15 protein-coding genes are annotated in these 17,670 nt (G+C 64.5%); 6 read left to right on the top strand and 9 right to left on the bottom strand.

Translation table 11 applies throughout. The features are described 5' to 3' along the window. Positions 1–241: 241 nt before the first annotated feature. Positions 242–3,103, top strand: coding sequence for an EAL domain-containing protein (locus P5705_RS08730; RefSeq protein WP_277460444.1), 2,862 nt, complete (start codon positions 242–244; stop codon positions 3,101–3,103). Positions 3,104–3,231: 128 nt separating this feature from the next. Here P5705_RS08730 and zwf read toward each other — a convergent pair whose 3' ends face one another. Continuing rightward, positions 3,232–4,674: a glucose-6-phosphate dehydrogenase gene (gene zwf, locus P5705_RS08725; protein ID WP_277460443.1), complete on the bottom strand. Its 1,443-nt coding sequence runs from the start codon at positions 4,672–4,674 to the stop codon at positions 3,232–3,234. A gap of 103 nt (positions 4,675–4,777) precedes the next feature. Here zwf and hexR point away from each other — a divergent pair, with 103 nt between their 5' ends. Both hexR and P5705_RS08715 read left to right on the top strand, forming a co-directional pair. Further along, positions 4,778–5,644 carry a transcriptional regulator HexR gene (hexR, locus tag P5705_RS08720; protein WP_011536461.1) on the top strand — a complete coding sequence of 289 codons (867 nt, stop codon included), beginning with the start codon at positions 4,778–4,780 and terminating at the stop codon, positions 5,642–5,644. Positions 5,645–5,825: 181 nt separating this feature from the next. Beyond that, entirely contained in the window at positions 5,826–6,044 is a 219-nt protein-coding gene (locus P5705_RS08715) for a PA3496 family putative envelope integrity protein (RefSeq protein WP_277460442.1), read from the top strand. Here P5705_RS08715 and P5705_RS08710 read toward each other — a convergent pair. Then, complete coding sequence (locus tag P5705_RS08710) at positions 5,986–6,948, bottom strand: LysR family transcriptional regulator (protein ID WP_277460441.1); 963 nt, start codon at positions 6,946–6,948, stop codon at positions 5,986–5,988. The two genes, P5705_RS08715 and P5705_RS08710, sit on opposite strands and share 59 nt — an antisense overlap. A 189-nt stretch (positions 6,949–7,137) precedes the next feature. Here P5705_RS08710 and P5705_RS08705 point away from each other — a divergent pair, with 189 nt between their 5' ends. Together P5705_RS08705 and oadA are read left to right on the top strand one after the other, a co-directional pair. After that, the gene (locus P5705_RS08705) at positions 7,138–8,553 is read left to right on the top strand and encodes an acetyl-CoA carboxylase biotin carboxylase subunit (protein ID WP_277460440.1); all 1,416 of its coding nucleotides are present in this window, start codon (positions 7,138–7,140) and stop codon (positions 8,551–8,553) included. Positions 8,554–8,564: 11 nt separating this feature from the next. Then, complete coding sequence (gene oadA / locus P5705_RS08700) at positions 8,565–10,373, top strand: sodium-extruding oxaloacetate decarboxylase subunit alpha (protein WP_277460439.1); 1,809 nt, start codon at positions 8,565–8,567, stop codon at positions 10,371–10,373. A gap of 145 nt (positions 10,374–10,518) precedes the next feature. Here the strand turns inward: oadA and P5705_RS08695 are convergent, their stop codons facing one another. Genes P5705_RS08695 through P5705_RS08685 form a run of 3 tightly spaced genes read right to left on the bottom strand, consistent with a single transcriptional unit; the run spans position 10,519 to position 12,286 of the window. After that, positions 10,519–11,190 (bottom strand): GNAT family N-acetyltransferase, encoded by a 672-nt coding sequence (locus P5705_RS08695; protein WP_277460438.1) that lies wholly within the window; start codon positions 11,188–11,190, stop codon positions 10,519–10,521. Positions 11,191–11,197: 7 nt separating this feature from the next. Further along, complete coding sequence (locus P5705_RS08690) at positions 11,198–11,644, bottom strand: GNAT family N-acetyltransferase (RefSeq protein ID WP_277460437.1); 447 nt, start codon at positions 11,642–11,644, stop codon at positions 11,198–11,200. A 12-nt stretch (positions 11,645–11,656) separates the two neighbouring features. Continuing rightward, a complete protein-coding gene (locus P5705_RS08685; RefSeq protein WP_277460436.1) occupies positions 11,657–12,286 on the bottom strand; it encodes an FMN-binding negative transcriptional regulator in 630 nt (209 codons plus the stop codon). Between the two features lie 90 nt (positions 12,287–12,376). On the opposite strand from P5705_RS08685, the gene P5705_RS08680 reads away from it, so the two are divergent. After that, positions 12,377–13,903, top strand: a complete 1,527-nt coding sequence (locus P5705_RS08680) for a PLP-dependent aminotransferase family protein (protein ID WP_277460435.1) — start codon at positions 12,377–12,379, stop codon at positions 13,901–13,903. A gap of 48 nt (positions 13,904–13,951) precedes the next feature. Here P5705_RS08680 and P5705_RS08675 read toward each other — a convergent pair whose 3' ends face one another. The 4 genes from P5705_RS08675 to P5705_RS26370 form a co-directional block, all read right to left on the bottom strand. Next, a complete protein-coding gene (locus tag P5705_RS08675) occupies positions 13,952–15,055 on the bottom strand; it encodes an extracellular solute-binding protein (RefSeq protein WP_277460434.1) in 1,104 nt (367 codons plus the stop codon). Between the two features lie 2 nt (positions 15,056–15,057). After that, positions 15,058–16,098, bottom strand: a complete 1,041-nt coding sequence (locus tag P5705_RS08670) for a histone deacetylase family protein (protein ID WP_277460433.1) — start codon at positions 16,096–16,098, stop codon at positions 15,058–15,060. A gap of 165 nt (positions 16,099–16,263) precedes the next feature. Beyond that, positions 16,264–17,256: an AraC family transcriptional regulator gene (locus tag P5705_RS08665; RefSeq protein ID WP_277460432.1), complete on the bottom strand. Its 993-nt coding sequence runs from the start codon at positions 17,254–17,256 to the stop codon at positions 16,264–16,266. 223 nt (positions 17,257–17,479) lie between these two features. Continuing rightward, on the bottom strand, positions 17,480–17,670 hold a 191-nt coding region (locus P5705_RS26370), incomplete at its 5' end, for a hypothetical protein (protein WP_431196934.1).

Raw genomic sequence — 17,670 nt, 5'->3', positions numbered from 1 at the left:
GCCGGGCGGGGGGCAGGGGCAAACGCCCGCGGTGCAAATCGTCTCGCTGGCGCTGCGCCGTTCATCGGCCAATGCGGTTGGCTGGCGTGGTTGAGCGGTCGCACTTCGACGCACAAGACATTTTCGAAATCATGACGCAGAGCAGTTTGGTCCGGTGCGCCGCTTGTGTATGCTCGCTGCACATTTGCGGTCTGCCATAACAAGAACACAACAAGAACCCAGCCCTATGACCCAGGATTGCATGGCGATCGGAGCATCGCCGGAGACGACACGGAGCGTTCGCAGGCAATTCGCCCCCCAGCTGTCGGTCGAGCGCACCCGCCTGTTGTACCAAGGCTCCCTGTTGCCCACGCTGTTCATGTTGATCACCGGCCTGCTGAGTGCCTGGCTGTTGTGGAGCCCTGCGCGCTATCTGCTGGTCGGCGTGTGGATGACCTGGCTGCTGGCGCTGGTGGCCTTGCGGGTGATCCAGGTGGCGGCCTTCGACGCCGCGACGCCCGGGCGCCAGGCCAGGCCGACCTGGCGGCGGATGTTCCTGTGCGGGTCTGCATTCAGCGGATTGACGCTCGCCAGCGCGGCGATCGCCCTGGTGCCAGTGGACAACTTCGTGCAGCAGGCCTGGGTCTTTGGCCTGCTGGGGACGGCGGCGTTGTCGGCCAGTGTCGCCTACGCCGTGAGCCTGCCAGCATTCCTCAGTTTCGCCTTGCCCTGCCTGCTGCCGCCGATCGTTTTCCTGTTCGTCTATGACACGGGTCAGCAACGGGGCTGGGGCTGGCTCGGGCTGATCCTGCTAGGGGCACTGATGGTGGTGGCCTGGCAGGTCAACCGGCTGATCGAGCGTGGCCTGCTGCGGCGCTTCCAGAACCAGGCGCTGATCGAGCACCTGCAAAGTGCCCAGCGCCATGGCGAGGACCTCAACCATCAACTCAGCGCCGAAGTCCGCCAGCGTCGCCAGGCTGAAGAAGAACTGCGCCTGGCCCATGCGGGCCTGGAGTTGCGTGTGGCGCAGCGCAGCCATGAACTGGACCTGGCCAACCAGGCGCTGAGCAAGAGCGAGGAACGCCTGGCCTTGGCACTCGAGGCGAGCGAGCTGGGGTTGTGGGACTGGAACCTGGAGACCGACGAGGTTCATCACACGCAGTTGCAGGCGTTGTTCGGCCTGGACTCCGACCAGGTGCGCTCGGTGCGCGCCGACCTCAAGCCGCGCCTGCACCCTGACGACTTGCCGCTGCTGCGGCGAACGCTGGTCGAGCACCTGAAAGGCCGTACCGAAGACTACCGGGTCGAGTACCGCATACGTCACGTCCAGGGCCATTGGTGCTGGATCGAGGACCGGGGACGGGCGGTGGAGCGTTCACCGGACGGCAAGGTGACACGCATGCTGGGGACCCGGCGCGATATCACTGCCCGCAAGGAACAGGAAGAACAGCAGCGCCTGGCCGCGACGGTGTTCGAGGCGGCCAGCGAAGGCATCGCCATCCTGGGGGCCGACTATCAGTTGCTGGCGGTCAACCAGGCATTCTGCGACGTCACCGGCTACGGTCGCGCCGAACTGATTGCCCGCAACGCCCTGGAGCTGCCCTGCAGCCGTGACGCACGCCGCCACAGCCAGGCGATCGACCAGGCGCTGGAGCAGCATGGCGGCTGGCAGGGCGAGTTGGTCGAAGCGCGCAAGAATGGCGAGCTCTACCCGCAATGGCTGCAGCTCAACAGCGTGCGCGACGCCCGGGGCAGGATCGTCAACATAGTCGGCTTTTTCACCGACCTGTCGGCGCGCCGCGAATCGGAAGAACGCCTGCGCTACCTGGCCCACTACGACGACCTCACCGGGCTGGCCAACCGTGCCCTGTTCCGCCTGCGCCTGCACGACGCCGCCCAGCGCCTACGCCTGAACGGACGAAGCCTGGCCTTGCTGCACGTCGACCTCGACCGCTTCAAGCTGCTCAACGAAAGCCTCGGCCATGAGTTGGCCGACGAGCTGTTGAAGAGGATGGCGCAACGCATCGCCAACGCGGTGCCGGAAGCCGACACCGTGGCACGCCTGTCGGGTGACGAGTTCGCCATCCTGTTCGATGGCTACACCAATCTGTCGAGCCTGGTGCGGGTGACCACACGTCTGCTGGACAAACTGCGAGTGCCGCAGCGGCTGGGTGGCCATGAGCTGGTGGTCAGCGCGTCGGTGGGCATCAGCGTGCTGGCGGACGCCACCTTCGACATCAATGCGCTGGTCAGCCAGGCCGACATGGCCAAGCAGCACGCCAAGCACTTGGGGGGCGACAACTTCCAGTTCTATACCGAGAGCCTGCGCGCCAGCACTCTGGAGCGCCTGCAACTGGAGAACCAACTGCGCAAGGCCATCGATGAAGGCCAGCTGCTGGTGTACTACCAACCCAAGCTGTGCCTGCGCACAGGGCAACTGCATGCGGCCGAGGCGCTGGTGCGCTGGCAGCATCCGCAATGGGGCATGGTCCCGCCCGGCGAGTTCATCGGGCTGGCGGAGGAGACCGGGCTTATCGCGCCGATGGGCGAGTTCGTCCTGCGCCAGGCGTGCTGGCAAGCCTGCGAATGGTTGCGCCAGGGGCTGGAGGTGCGGGTCTCGGTCAACCTGTCGGTGTACCAGCTGCGCCAGGGCAAACTGGTCAGCCTGGTGCGCCAGGTCCTGCAGGAGTCCGGGCTGGCGCCGCACCTGCTGGAGCTGGAATTGACCGAAAGCCAGTTGCTGGACAGCGTGGAGCACATCATCGCCACCTTCGAGCAGTTGCATGCGCTGGGCGTGAAGCTGGCCATCGACGATTTTGGTACCGGCTACTCGTCGCTGAGCTACCTCAAGCGTTTTCCGGTGGACTACGTGAAGATCGACCAGGCCTTCATCCGTGGCTTGCTCGAAGGCAGCCAGGACGCGGCCATCACCCGGGCGATCATTGCCATGGCCAAGAGCCTGCAGCTCAAGGTGGTCGCGGAGGGAGTGGAGACGCTCGAGCAGTTGCAGTTCCTGCGTGAGCACGGCTGTGACGAAGTGCAGGGCTATCTGATCAGCCGGCCGGTCGATGCGGCGTCTTTCCTGGCGTTGCTGCAACACTCGACAGCCGATCTGTTCCACTAGTACAGACCGGGCAATGGGGCTGCGTGGCAGCCCTTTTGCGGCACGAGGCCGCTCCTACAGGGATTGCGCAGTACTGTAGGAGCGGCCTCGTGCCGCGAAAGGGTCGCGCAGCGGCCCCTGGCTGGCGCTCAAAGGTGCCAGGCCTGGCCCGCGCGCGTCAGCAGGCTGTTGGCCTGGTCCGGGCCATTGCTACCGGCCGGGTAGGGGCGTGGTGCCTGGAAGTGTTCCTCCCAGCCCTGCAGGATCGGATCGATCCAGGCCCAGGCCGCCTCGACCTCGTCGCGGCGCATGAACAGCGTCGAGTCGCCCTCCAGCACATCCAGCAGCAAGCGTTCGTAAGCCTCCCAGCGCCGGGTCTGGGCGAAGGCCTGGGCCAGGTTGAGGTCCAGTTCGACCGGCGCCAGGCGCATCCCCTTGCCCGGGCTCTTGGTCATCATGCGCAGGCTGATGTGTTCATCCGGTTGCAGCTGGATCAGCAACTGGTTGACCTGGCCGCCGCTGAACAGCTCATGCGGCACTGGCTTGAACTGGATGACGATCTGCGAAGAGCGGCGCGCCATGCGCTTGCCGGTGCGCAGGTAGAACGGCACGCCGGCCCAGCGCCAGTTGTCGATGTGTGCCTGGACCGCGACGAAGGTCTCGGTGTCGCTGTCGTTGTCCACATCCTTCTCGAAGTAGTAGGCCGGCACTTCCTGACCACCGATCTTGCCGGCGCCGTACTGGCCGCGCACGGTCTTGTCCTGCACGTCCTGCCCGGTGATGGGCTTGAGGGCGCGGAGAATCTTCACTTTTTCGTCGCGCACGGCCTCGGCCTCGAACTGCGCGGGCGGCTCCATGGCCACCAGGCACAGCAGCTGCAGCAGGTGGTTCTGCAGCATGTCGCGGGTGGCCCCGGCGCGGTCGTAATAGGCGCCACGGTTCTCGACCCCGAGCGTCTCGCAGACGCTGATCTGCACATGGTCGACCTGGCTGCTGCGCCACACGGGCTCCAGCAGGGCATTGGCAAAGCGCAGAGCCATGAGGTTCTGCACCGTCTCCTTACCCAGGTAATGGTCGATGCGGAACACCTGGGACTCGTCGAACACGTCGCCGATGGCCTCGTTGATCGAGGTGGCCGACTCCAGCGAATGGCCGATGGGCTTTTCCAGGACGATGCGCGCCTCGCGGTCGGCCAACCCGGCGATACGCAGATGGTTGGCGATTGGTACGAACAGCTGGGGCGCGGTGGCCAGGTAGTAGATGCGCGTCAGCCCGCCGGGTTCGCCGAGGTAGCGGGCCAGGCGGCCGAAGTCGGCGCTTTGCGCGGCGTCCATCGGGAAGTAGTCCAGGCGTGCCGAGAAGCGCTGCCACACGTCCTCGTCGAAGTCCTGGCGGGCGATCTGTGCCCGGCAGTGGCGCTCGGCGAGTTTGACGTAGTCGTTGCGCGGCAACGGCCTTCGGGCCAGGGAGATGATCCGCACGGCGTTGTGCAGGCGGGCCTCGCGATACAGGTGGTAAAGCGCCGGTAGCAGTTTGTGCAGGGCAAGATCGCCGGTGCCGCCGAAAACCAGGATGTCGCAAGGAATAGTCAAGCCACCACACTCCACGTTCGTTTAGCTGGGCGGGTTGGCAAGCATGTAGTATAACTACAAGAAAGCTACATCCCGGCCAGCCGATCATAACCGAGTCCAGCCCGTGAATCTGTTGCAACATATCGCCCAATCGCGCCACCTGCTGCGCAAATCGGAACTCAAAGTGGCCGACCACGTGCTGCTCGATCCGGCTGCCGTCATGCACAGCTCCATGGCCGACCTGGCGCACAGCGTGGGCATCAGCGAGCCGACCATCGTGCGTTTCTGCCGGGCGATCGGCTGCTCAGGCTTCCAGGACCTCAAGCTCAAGCTGGCGCAGAGCCTGGCCGCGGGCGCCAGTTTCGGCCAGTTCGCCATCCATGAAGACGACTCGGTCGCCGACTACAGCCTGAAGATCTTCGACACCACCCTGCACACGCTGATGGAGGTGCGCGAACACCTCGACCCACAAGCGCTGCAGCAGGCGGTGACGGCCATGGCCCAGGCCCAGCGCGTGGAGTTCTATGGGTTTGGCGCATCGGGCGCGGTGGCCGCCGACGCCCAGCACAAGTTCTTCCGCCTGCTGCTCAGCGCCGCCGCCTATTCCGACCCGCACATGCAGGCGATGTCGGCGGTCACCTTGAAGCCTGGCGATGTGGCGGTGTGCATTTCGCAGTCGGGGCGTTCCAAGGACCTGCTGATCACCGCCAACCTGGTGCGTGAGAGCGGCGCCAACCTGATCACCCTGTGCCCGAGCCAGACGCCGCTGGCGGAGCTGTCGACCGTCAACCTGGCCATCGACGTGCATGAAGACACCGAGATCTACACGCCGTTGACCTCGCGCATCGCCCACCTTGTAGTGATCGATGTGCTGGCCATGGGCGTGGCCATGGCCCGTGGACCGAGCCTGGTCAACCACCTCAAGAGCGTAAAGCGCAGTTTGCGCAGCCTGCGGTTGTCGCCCAAATCGATCAAGGCTACCGACGACTGATCGCATGGGCCCCTTCGCCGGTAAGGCCGGCTCCTACAGACGTAATCGCAGGAGCCGGCCTTGCCGGCGAAGGGGCCGTTGAACGCTGCGAAAATTCACGATTCTGTCACCATTCCACCGCCAAACCGTAAACCCCTGAGGCCAGTCTGAAACTCCCCGCATCCTATCTGGGAGACAGGCAATGGCACGTGATCACGACGGTGTGTACCAACCCAACGCCAAAGCTCGCAAGCAGCAGGAAAAGGACCAGCGCCGCATGGAGTTCCGCCGCGCTATCGAAAGCTACTGCGACCAGCGCCAGCTGCTGCGTGAACTGGCCGACTACCCCGACTTGCAAGACTTCACGGTGTGGCAGGTATCGGCGGCAACTTCCCCGAGAAGCGCTCCACAAGCCCGCTGATCTTCGCACGTTCGCCGCGGATGAATGCCTGGAACGCCAGCGCCACCGGTGATTGCCGTTTGGTCTTCGATTGCACCAGGCACCAACTGCGGTACAGCGGCAGTTCTTCCACCGGCAGCTCCTTGAGCACGCCGGTGGCCAGCTCCAGGTTCACCGCATGGCGGGTCAGCATCGCGATGCCCAGGCCGGCCACCACGCACTCGCGCTGGGCATCGGTGGAGGCCACTTCGAGGGTCTGGGTGAAGTGCACACGCTTATCCTTGAAGAACTCCTCGCAGGCCTTGCGCGTGCCCGACCCCTGCTCGCGGACCAGCAGGGTATGAGGCTCGAGGTCTTGCAGGCGCGGCTGTTCGAGCTTGCACAGCGGATGGTCCGGTGGCGCCACGGCGACGATCGGGTTGTTGAGAAAAGGCAGGAACTCCAGGCCCATGTCCTGGGGCACCATGGACATGATGGTCAGGTCGTCGCGGTTGTCCGACAGACGCCGGATCGCCTGGGCCCGGTTGACCACCGTCAGGGTGAGGTTGACCTCCGGGTGCTGCTGCTTGAAGGCGGCGAACAGGTGTGGCACGAAGTACTTGGCGCTGGACTCGATCGCCAGTTTCAGTTGCCCCTGCAGTGAGCCCTGCATGTCCGACAGCTGCATGTCGAGGTTCTCCAGGCGCCCGAAAATGTCCCGGCTGGCGCGCTGCAGCGCCTCGGCGGCCTCGGTCAGGTAGAGCTTCTTGCCGACATATTCGAACAGTGGCTGACCGACCAGCTCCTCGAGCTGACGGATCTGTAGACTAACGGCGGGTTGCGTCAGTGACATCTCCTCGGCGGCCCGGCTGTAGGAGCGCAAATCGCACACCTCGTTGAATACCTGAAGCTGACGTAAAGTCATACGCATCAAGGACTTACGCATTTTGTTTCGAACTCCGGCAAAACCTTGTTACCTGACTATAAGCTTTTGCTAATACTGCCTCTAACAAATATTGATTTTTGTTTATCGACCTTCAGCGCTAGGGTGAATATGCGACTGGCCAGCGACGTCTGGTCACGCGCCGACCGGTAGAACCGGATCGTCTGTTCCTACGGCTTTGGGAAGACTCCAGTGATAACAAAAATCCTGATCGCCAACCGGGGTGAAATCGCAGTTCGGATCGTGCGTGCCTGCGCCGAGATGGGTATTCGCTCCGTGGCGATCTATGCCGACGCCGACCGCCACGCCCTGCACGTCAAGCGCGCCGACGAGGCCTACAGCATCGGTGCCGAGCCCCTGGCCGGCTACCTGAACCCGCGCAAGCTGGTGAACCTTGCTGTCGAGACCGGCTGCGATGCCTTGCATCCGGGCTACGGTTTCCTGTCGGAAAACGCTGAACTTGCCGAGATCTGCGCCGAACGCGGAATCAAGTTCATCGGCCCGGCCGCCGACGTCATTCGCCGCATGGGCGACAAGACCGAAGCGCGCCGCACCATGATCGCGGCTGGCGTGCCGGTTACCCCGGGCACCGAAGGCAACGTCGCCGATATCCACGAAGCGTTGCAGGAAGGCGACCGCATCGGTTACCCGGTGATGCTCAAGGCCACTTCCGGTGGCGGCGGCCGCGGTATCCGCCGTTGCAACAGCCGTGAGGAGCTGGAGCAGAACTTCCCCCGGGTGATCTCCGAGGCCACCAAGGCCTTCGGTTCGGCGGAAGTGTTCCTGGAGAAGTGCATCGTCAACCCCAAGCACATCGAGGCGCAGATCCTGGGTGACAGCTTTGGTAACGTGGTGCACCTGTTCGAGCGCGACTGCTCGATCCAGCGCCGCAACCAGAAGCTCATCGAGATCGCCCCGAGCCCGCAGCTGACCCCCGAACAGCGCGCCTACATCGGCGACCTGGCGGTGCGCGCGGCCAAGGCGGTGAACTACGAGAACGCCGGTACCGTGGAGTTCCTGCTCGCCGATGGCGAGGTGTACTTCATGGAGATGAACACCCGGGTGCAGGTGGAGCACACCATCACCGAGGAAATCACCGGCATCGACATCGTCCGCGAGCAGATCCGCATCGCCTCGGGCTTGCCGCTGTCGATCAAGCAGGAAGACATCCAGCACCGCGGCTTTGCCCTGCAGTTCCGCATCAACGCCGAAGACCCGAAGAACAACTTCCTGCCCAGCTTCGGCAAGATCACCCGCTACTACGCGCCCGGCGGCCCCGGCGTGCGCACCGACACGGCGATCTACACCGGCTACACCATCCCGCCGTTCTACGACTCCATGTGCCTGAAACTGGTGGTCTGGGCGCTGACCTGGGAAGAAGCCATGGACCGCGGCCTGCGGGCCCTGGACGACATGCGCGTGCAAGGGGTGAAGACCACCGCCGCGTATTACCAGGAAATCCTGCGCAACCCGGAATTCCGCAGCGGCCAGTTCAACACCAGCTTCGTCGAAAGCCACCCTGAACTGACCAACTACTCGATCAAGCGCAAACCCGAAGAGCTGGCCCTGGCCATCGCCGCCGCCATCGCCGCGCACGCAGGCCTGTGAGGAACCGAACAATGTCCAAGAAAATCTTTGTCACCGACACGATCCTGCGCGACGCCCACCAGTCCCTGCTGGCCACCCGCATGCGCACCGAAGACATGCTGCCCATCTGCGACAAGCTCGACAAGGTCGGCTACTGGTCGCTGGAAGTCTGGGGCGGCGCCACCTTCGACGCCTGCGTACGCTTCCTCAAGGAAGACCCGTGGGAGCGCCTGCGCAAGCTGCGTGCCGCGCTGCCGAACACGCGCCTGCAGATGCTCCTGCGTGGCCAGAACCTGCTGGGTTACCGCCACTACAGCGACGACGTGGTCAAGGCCTTCGTTGCCAAGGCCGCGGTCAACGGCATCGACGTGTTCCGCATCTTCGACGCCATGAACGACGTGCGTAACCTGCGCGTGGCCATCGAGGCGGTGAAGGCCGCCGGCAAACATGCCCAGGGCACCATCGCCTACACCACCAGCCCGGTGCACACCATCGACGCCTTCGTGCAGCAGGCCAAGCAGATGGAAGCCATGGGCTGCGACTCGGTGGCAATCAAGGACATGGCCGGCCTGCTCACGCCATTCGCCACCGGCGAACTGGTCAAGGCGCTGAAGGCCGAGCAGTCGCTGCCGGTGTTCATCCACTCCCACGATACCGCCGGCCTGGCTGCCATGTGTCAGCTCAAGGCGGTGGAAAACGGCGCCGACCACATCGACACCGCGATCTCCAGCTTCGCCTGGGGCACCAGCCACCCGGGCACCGAATCGATGGTCGCCGCGCTCAAGGGCAGTGAGTTCGACACCGGCCTGGACCTGGAGCTGCTGCAGGAAATCGGCCTGTACTTCTACGCCGTGCGCAAGAAGTACCACCAGTTCGAGAGTGAGTTCACCGCCGTGGATACCCGCGTGCAGGTCAACCAGGTCCCGGGCGGGATGATTTCCAACCTGGCCAACCAGCTCAAGGAGCAGGGCGCGCTCAGCCGCATGAACGAAGTGCTGGCGGAGATCCCGCGCGTTCGTGAAGACCTCGGCTTCCCGCCACTGGTAACGCCGACCTCGCAGATCGTCGGTACCCAGGCGTTCTTCAACGTGCTGGCCGGCGAGCGCTACAAGACCATCACCAACGAAGTGAAGCTGTACCTGCAGGGTGGTTACGGCAAGGCCCCGGGCGTGGTCAACGAGCAGCTGCGCCGCCAGGCCATTGGTAGCGAGGAAGTGATCGACGTGCGCCCGGCCGACCTGCTCAAGCCGGAAATGGCCAAGCTGCGTGCCGATATCGGCAGCCTGGCGCAATCCGAGGAAGACGTGCTGACCTTCGCCATGTTCCCCGACATCGGCCGCAAGTTCCTCGAGGAGCGTGAAGCCGGCACCCTCAAGCCCGAAGCCCTGCTGCCGATTCCGGAAGCCGGCGCGGTGGGCGCGGTGGGCGGTGAGGGTGTGCCGACCGAGTTCGTCATCGACGTGCACGGCGAGACCTACCGCGTCGACATCACTGGCGTGGGCGTCAAGGCCGAGGGCAAGCGCCACTTCTACCTGTCCATCGACGGCATGCCGGAAGAAGTGGTGTTCGAGCCGCTCAACGACTTCGTCGGCGGTGGCGGCAGCAAGCGCAAGCAGGCCAGTGAGCCGGGCCACATCAGCACCAGCATGCCGGGCAACATCGTCGATGTGCTGGTCAAGGAAGGCGATGTGGTCAAGGCTGGGCAGGCGGTGCTGATCACCGAGGCGATGAAGATGGAGACCGAGGTCCAGGCGGCGATCGCCGGCAAGGTCGTGGCCATCCATGTGGCCAAGGGCGACCGGGTGACCCCGGGCGAAATCCTGATCGAGATCGAGGGCTGACAGAAGCCTTCATCTGCAAGCGGTTAACCTCTGGGGAGCGAATGCTCCCCTTTTTTTGTGCTGGTTTTCGGCCTGTTCGCCGGCAAGCCGGCTCCTACAGGTTGGGCATTCCTCTGTAGGAGCCGGCTTGCCGGCGAATAGGCCATCAGCCTTTGCGGCAAGCTTCCAGCGATCGCACCTGGCCTTCGGGCTGCTGGTTCTCCACGCTCAACCAGCGCTCGAACCCAGCCGCCACCGCCGGCCATTCGGCATCGGTGATCGCATACCACGCCGTGTCCCGATTGCGATCCTTCACCACCATGTGGTTGCGGAACACCCCCTCGAAGACAAAGCCGAAACGCTCCGCCGCCCGCTTGGAGCGCGCATTGGCATTGTTGCACTTCCATTCCAGCCGACGGTTGCCCAGCTCGAAGCCGAGCTTGCCCAGCAGGTACACCGCCTCGGTGCCCTTCGGCGTGCGCTGCATGGCAGCCCCGAAGGCGATATGGCCAATCTCGAAGCGCCCCTGCTCAGGGACGATCGACATGTAGCTGAGGATGCCCTGGACCTGGCCGTTGGCTCGGTCGATGACGCTGTAGAACAGTGGGTCGCGGCTGGCGGCGTTACCCTCCAGCCAGCGGTCGAAGCGGGTGCGTTCAGGGAACGGCCCATAAGGCAGGTAGTCCCACAGCACCGGGTCCGAGCCCGGCCCCTGCAACACGTCCCAGAGATCATCGCCATGGCGGGCGGGGTCGAGCTTTTCCAGGCGGATGAAACGCCCCTCGATGGGCTCGGCCTTGGGTGTGCCAGCAGGTTTCCAGTTCAATGCGTCGGTCATGGTCGGCCTACAGTGGCTTGCGGAATTGGATGAAGCCCGGCCGCTCGGCGACCTGCTCGTACAGGCCGATGGCGGTGGCGTTGGTTTCGTGGGTCAGCCAGTGCACCTTGATGCAGCCTGCGGCCTTGGCCGTGGCGTACACATGCTCGATCAACTGGCGGCCGATGCCCAGGCCACGGACTTCGCTGTCCACGTAGAGGTCCTGCAGGTAGCAGGAGTTCTCGATGCTCCAGTTGGAGCGATGGTAGATGAAGTTGACCATGCCCACCGCCTTGCCATCGACCCACGCCAGTGCCGAGTGAGTAGGCTCGTTGGGGTCGAGCAGGCGCTGCCAGGTGCTTGTACTGATCGCGTCGGCCAGTTCGGTTTCGTAGAACTTCAGATAGGCGTTCCACAGTGGCAGCCAGGCAGCTTGGTCGTTGGCGCCTACCGGGCGCAAAGTAACGGTGGTCATCGGTCTTTTCCCTCAGAGATCGCGCATGTGCGCGGCGAGTTGGTTGTCCAGAGTGTCGGTGCTGGCGCCGAGGCCTTCGCGCACGCCGGCGATATCCTGCGCCGAACGGTTCTGGCTCAGCTTGCGCGCGCCTTGCAGGCGGGCAATGGGCATGCGGATGCCGACGATGGCGCGGAGCATGCCTTCCAGGTAGTCGCTGGGTGCGTCGGCCACTGTCCAGGGGTCACTGCGACCCTGCTCATGGCGGTCGGTCAGGCGGCTGACGATGTCCAGCAGCGGCTGCGCATTGTGGATAACTTCGATTGGGCCGTAGGCGTGCACGGACAGGTAGTTCCAGGTCGGTACCACCTTGGGGTTGTCCGCCTTGCTGGGGTAATAGCCTGGGCTGACATAGGCGTCGGCGCCGGGAAACACCAGCAGCGCTTCACCTCCCTGTTCCAGGTCCCGCCATTGCGGGTTGGCGCGGGCCAGGTGTCCATAAATGGTGCCGAACTCGCCATCAGCGGTGTCGACCAGCACCGGCAGGTGGGTGGCCAGCAGGCCCTGTTCGCCATGGCTGACCAGCAATGCCAGGCGTGTTTCCAGCATGTGCCGGTGCAGGCGGGCGAGGTCGTGTTCCTGATGGGGCTTGCTGTTGTACATGCCGGAGTTCCTTGTGCTGTGGCTCCATCCTAGGCAGGCTATTGGCTCTGTGTAAGAGCCATTTACCTCTGTTTTCATAGGTCCAATGCCATGAGCGAACGTTCCTACGCCTTGCCCTTCGACCCAGCTGGCATCGTGCTCGACCGTCGGCGAGGGCTCAGCCAACAGCTTTACCAGGCGCTGCGCGTGCGCGTACTGGACGGGCGCCTGGGCAGCGGCACGCGGCTGCCGGCGACGCGGGACCTGGCAGCGGTGCTGGCGCTGTCGCGCAACAGCGTGGTGCGGGCCTATGACCAGTTGTATGCCGAGGGCTTCATTGAGAGCCGGGTAGGGGATGGCACTTATGTGAGCCAGCTACCGAAACTATCCACACAACTATCCACAGGGTTATCCCGGGGTTTATCAACAGACTTATCCACATTTCGTGCTTCTGACACTGAGGATTTATCCAGTTTAGGTGATACCGACGAGCCTTTTGGACGCCTGAAAAATCACCAACTGCCGCTACCAAGAGGTGGTTCTCCTAAGGCGTTTCGTGTGGGAGTGCCTGCGTTCGATCTCTTCCCGTTCGAGGTGTGGGCCAAGCTGCAAGCGGGTTTCTGGCGAAACCCCGACCCGGCGTTGCTGGGTTATGGCGACCCGGCAGGTGAGCCGCAGCTGCGTGAACTGATCGCCACCTACCTGCGCCGCTCTCGGGGCCTGTCGTGCACGGCTGAACAAATTGTGATCACCAGTGGTTCGCAGGAAGCAATTAACCTTTGTGCACAGTTGCTGTTGCGGCCTGGCGATGGCGTGGCTGTGGAAAACCCCGGGTACCGTGCCGCCGGGCATGCCTTCGCGATGGCCGGGGCGCAGCTTCGGGGCGTGCCGGTGGACGAAGAGGGCATGGATTGCGCGAGGCTGGGCGAGTTGCCCGAATGCCGGCTGGCCTATGTGACGCCGGCCCACCAGTACCCCACCGGGGTCACAATGAGCCTGGCCCGGCGCCTGGCGCTGCTGGCCTGGGCCGAGCGCCGGGAGGGCTGGATCATCGAGGATGATTACGACGGCGAGTACCGTTACAGCGGTGCGCCCCTGGCGCCGCTGGCCGCGTTGGACCGGGTGGGACGTGTGCTTTACGTCGGCACCTTCGGCAAGATCGCCTTTCCCGCGTTGCGCCTGGGCTACCTGGTGCTGCCTCGTGGGCTGGTGCAGGCCTTCAGCCAGGCAAGGGCGCTGGCGGTGCGCCATTCCGAGGTGGGCACCCAGTGCGTCATGGCGCAGTTCATGGCCCAGGGGCATTTCCAGCGGCATATCCGGCGCATGCGGCGTGCCGCGCTGGCGCGGCGCAATGTGCTCAAGGCCGGCTGGCCGATGGATGTGCCGGGCTTGGGGCCGATGCCGGAGGTGGCGGCGGGGCTGCACGTGAAAGTGGATGTGGATAACTTTGCGCGGGAGCAGGAGCTGGTACAGCGGGCCGAAGCGGTAGGGGTGGAGGTCAATCCTTTGAGCGGGTACTGGCTGGAAGACAGCGAGGTGCCTGTGGATAAGCGGGCGGGGCTGGTGCTGGGCTTTGCGGCGGTGGCGGAAGCCGGGATTGCGGATGCGCTGATGCGCTTGCGCAAGGCCTGGAGATAGTTCGCCGGCAAGCCGGCTCCTACACGGAGCCGGCTTGCCGGCGAAGGCTCAAGTCCCGGACTTGATCTTGGTCCAGGCCCGCGTGCGCGCACGTTCTGCATCCCGCGCCAACGGCTTGAGCGTGTATAGCGTGGCCATCGCCTCTGCTGTCGGATACAGGTTGGGGTTGTTGCGAATCGCCGGGCTAACCTTGTCGGTCGCATCCTTGTTCGGGTTCGGGTAGCCGACGAAATCGCTGATCGGCGCGATCACCTCAGGCCGCAGCAGGTAATTGATGAACGCGTGGGCATCCTCGGGGTTGGTCGCGTTCTTCGGGATCGCCAGCATGTCGAACCAGATCGGCGCCCCTTCCTTGGGCAGGCGCATGTCCACCGTCACACCGTTTTTTGCCTCGCGGGCACGGTTGGCGGCCTGGGAGAAGCTGCCCGAATAGCCCACCGCCACGCAGATATCGCCATTGGCGATGTCGGCCATGTATTTGGAGGAGTGGAAGTAGGTGATGTGCGGGCGGATCTTCAGCAGCAGGTCCTGGGCTTTCTGGTAGTCGGCCGGCTTGTTGCTGTTGGGGTCCAGGCCCAGGTACTTCAGGGCCAGGGGCAGGACCTCGGACGGCGAGTCCAGCAGCGCCACGCCGCATTGCTTGAGTTTGGCGATGTTCTCTTCCTTGAAGATCAGGTCCCAGCTGTCCACCGGGGCATTTTCGCCGAGCACGGCCTTGACCTTGTCCGGGTTGAAGCCGATCAGCACGGTGCCGTACATGTAGGGCGCGGCGAATTTGTTGCCGGGGTCGTTGGCCTCGATCAGCTTCATCAACGCCGGGTCCAGGTGCTGCCAGTTGGGCAGCTTCGAGCGATCGAGCGGCTGGAACACGCCCGCCTCGATCTGTTTGGCGAGGAACACGTTGGACGGCACCACCACGTCGTAGCCGGAATTGCCGGTCAGCAGCTTGGCTTCCAGCGCCTCGTTGGTGTCGAAGATGTCGTATACCAGCTTCACAGCGCTGTCTTTCTGGAAGTCGGTGAGGGTCTGCGGGGTGATGTAGTCGAACCAGTTGTACACCCGCAGGGTGCGCTGGTCGGCGTGGGCCTGGAGCGCGCCGGCGAGCAGGCCGGCGGTGATGAGCGGGGCGAGCAGACGCTTGAGTCGGACCATGTTCAGGCTCCTGGCTGGGCGCGCTGGAAACCTTCCAGCACATTGACCGCATTGATGCCGATTTCTTCCACGGCGTAGCCACCCTCCATCACGAACAGGGTCGGCTTGCCGAGCTGGGCGATGCGCTTGCCCATCGCCAGGTAGTCGGGGCTGTCGAGCTTGAACTGGGAGATCGGGTCGTCCTTGAAGGTGTCCACGCCCAGGGAGATCACCAGCACGTCGGCGTCGTAGGCGGCGATGCGCTGGCAGGCTTCTTCCAGGGCGACGCTCCAGGCGGCCCAGTCGCTGCCAGCGGGCAGCGGGTAGTTGACGTTGCAGCCTTCGCCCGCGCCTTCACCGACTTCGTCGGCGTAACCCAGGAAGAACGGGAACTCGTCCTGCGGGTCGCCGTGGATCGAGGCGAAGAACACATCGTCGCGGGTGTAGAAGATGTCCTGGGTGCCGTTGCCGTGGTGGTAGTCGACATCGAGGATGGCCACCTTGCGCCGGCCCTGATCGAGGAAGGCCTGGGCGGCGATGGCGGCGTTGTTCAGGTAGCAGTAGCCGCCCATCACCTCGGCGGCGGCGTGGTGCCCCGGCGGGCGGCACAGGGCGAAGGCCGCATGGGCGCCCTGCTGGATCGCGGCCTGGGCGGTGAGGGCCACCTGCGCGGCACTGTAGGCGGCCTGCCAGGTGCCGGCGGTGATCGGCGCGCCGGCGTCGAAGCTGTAGTAGCCCAGTTCGCCGTGCAGGCCGGTGGGCTTGAGCTGGCGCAGGGTGCGCGCCGGCCAGGTGAAGGGCAGCAGGTCGCCATCGTGGCCCAGCGCCGCCCAGCGGGCCCAGGCACCTTCGAAGAAATTCAGGTAGTCGGCGCTGTGGATGCGCTGCAGCGGGGCGCGGCCGAAATCGGTGGGGCCTTGCACGGGGCCGAGATTGCGCTGCTTCACCTGCTGGAGGACGTGGTCGGCGCGGGAGGGCATCTCGAAGCAGGGCATCAGCTGGCCGTCGATCAGCTCGCAGCGGCCGTGGTGCAGGCGGTGGTCATCGGAATAGATCGTCAGCACGTGTTGTTCTCCGTTTATGACTGGCGTGGGGCCATTCTGGTGGGCGGCCAAGCCAGGGAGAACGACGCAAACGGCCAAAAGGGGATCGATGTGGCCATGGCACAAATATTGAGCGCGGTGCTGACCCTGTAGGAGCGGGTTTACCCGCGAAACGGCCGGTACAGATCACCCGCGAAAATGGCTCGGCGCCACGCCACTCCAGCGCTGAAACGCATGCCTGAAACTGGCGGTCTCGCTGAACCCCAGTGTTTCCGCAATGCGATAGATCGGCATCTGGTCCTCGGCCAGCAACTGCTTGGCCCGCTCGAAGCGCAGCTCATCCAGCAGCTGTTGATAACTGCTGCCCAGCGCCTGCAGGTGCCGGCGCAAGGTGCGCGACGAGCAGTTCATCTGCCGGGCCAGCCCGTCCAGCCCGGGCGCCGCGTCCAGTTGCTGCAGCAGCAGTTGGCGAATTCGCCCCAGCCAGGCCTGGCGCCCGGTGAACTCCAGGTTCAGGCGCCGGCAGCGCTCGCCCATGGCCTTGTGGGTGATCGGGTCGGCCAGTGGCAGCGGCATGTCCAGCCAGCGGCGTTCGAAGGCAAAGGCGTTGTCCCGGGCGTCGAACCCCAGCGGGCACTGGAATGCTCCGTCGTAGAGCGCGTGATAGCCGGGCCGGGCATGTTCGAAGCGTGCCGCCAGCAGCGGCAGCGGGCGGCCCAGCAGGTCGTCGCAGATCACCTTGAGCGACACCAGGCAGAACTCGGCATTGAAGGCCGCCAGCCCCGGCGCGTCGTGATGGTCGCTGGCGCACAGCCAGACCCGCTGGCCATCGTCGACCAGGCGCAGCTGGAAGACTGTTCCCAGCAGTGCCGGATAGCTCAGCGCCAGGCGCAGGGCGTCACCCAAAGTGGCACTGGAGAGCAGGGCGTAACCGAGCATGCCGTAGCACGACACATGCATGCGCCGGCCCAGCTCCAGGCCGATGTCCTCGCGCCGGGCCACGGCGTTGGCGCACACCTGCAGCTCCTGCTGGGTGGTGATGCGCGCATCGGCGTGGCCCAGGTCCGCCGGGCCAATGCCGCTGCCGGCGAGCAGCTGCCGCGGGTCGACGCCGGCCTCCTGGAATACCTGGAGGATCAGCGAAACCGCGTTGAGGGTGGTGAGATGGCTGTGCAGCATGCTCGGTATCCCGTGGGGCTGAGGGGAATCAGCAGCAATTTGCGTGCCTCGTGGCTTAGTAAACGCCCTACACCTCTCAAGGAAAGCTCCTACGCGAGCTCGGATCGGTCCTGCATATCTGGTTGAGAAGTTCCGCTAGCGTGGCGGTTTTCCCCACTTTGCAAGGGGCAATGCTGCACCCCGGCCAAGGTGGCCCAACCAGGGACAACGGATGTTCGAATCATTACCCCCCGACCGCCTGCGTTTTCATGTACCGGCAGTCCAGCCTGAGCTTCAGGTCCTGAAATTCGACGGCGACGAATACATCAGCAGGCTCTTCCGCTTCGAGCTCGAACTGGTCAGCGAAAATGCCCGCCTGCCGCTCGAGCGGATGCTCAACCAACCGGCCTTTCTCGCTTTCGATGGCGAGGACTG

Origin of the sequence: Pseudomonas entomophila (genome assembly GCF_029478665.1) — a bacterium.
Lineage (GTDB): Bacteria > Pseudomonadota > Gammaproteobacteria > Pseudomonadales > Pseudomonadaceae > Aquipseudomonas > Aquipseudomonas entomophila_F.
The sequence above is the reverse complement of the archived record's forward strand: the minus strand, read 5'-3'. Positions and strand labels throughout refer to the sequence as shown.

What these genes read in the sequence shown, in the direction of transcription:
- P5705_RS08710 (WP_277460441.1), bottom strand. Translation starts at nt 6,948, where the DNA reads ATGCGTAAGTCCTTGATGCGTATGACTTTACGTCAGCTTCAGGTATTC.
- P5705_RS08730 (WP_277460444.1), top strand. Translation starts at nt 242, where the DNA reads ATGGCGATCGGAGCATCGCCGGAGACGACACGGAGCGTTCGCAGGCAA.
- oadA (WP_277460439.1), top strand. Translation starts at nt 8,565, where the DNA reads ATGTCCAAGAAAATCTTTGTCACCGACACGATCCTGCGCGACGCCCAC.
- P5705_RS08695 (WP_277460438.1), bottom strand. Translation starts at nt 11,190, where the DNA reads ATGACCGACGCATTGAACTGGAAACCTGCTGGCACACCCAAGGCCGAG.
- P5705_RS08675 (WP_277460434.1), bottom strand. Translation starts at nt 15,055, where the DNA reads ATGGTCCGACTCAAGCGTCTGCTCGCCCCGCTCATCACCGCCGGCCTG.
- P5705_RS08680 (WP_277460435.1), top strand. Translation starts at nt 12,377, where the DNA reads ATGAGCGAACGTTCCTACGCCTTGCCCTTCGACCCAGCTGGCATCGTG.
- P5705_RS08715 (WP_277460442.1), top strand. Translation starts at nt 5,826, where the DNA reads ATGGCACGTGATCACGACGGTGTGTACCAACCCAACGCCAAAGCTCGC.
- P5705_RS08690 (WP_277460437.1), bottom strand. Translation starts at nt 11,644, where the DNA reads ATGACCACCGTTACTTTGCGCCCGGTAGGCGCCAACGACCAAGCTGCC.
- P5705_RS08665 (WP_277460432.1), bottom strand. Translation starts at nt 17,256, where the DNA reads ATGCTGCACAGCCATCTCACCACCCTCAACGCGGTTTCGCTGATCCTC.
- P5705_RS08685 (WP_277460436.1), bottom strand. Translation starts at nt 12,286, where the DNA reads ATGTACAACAGCAAGCCCCATCAGGAACACGACCTCGCCCGCCTGCAC.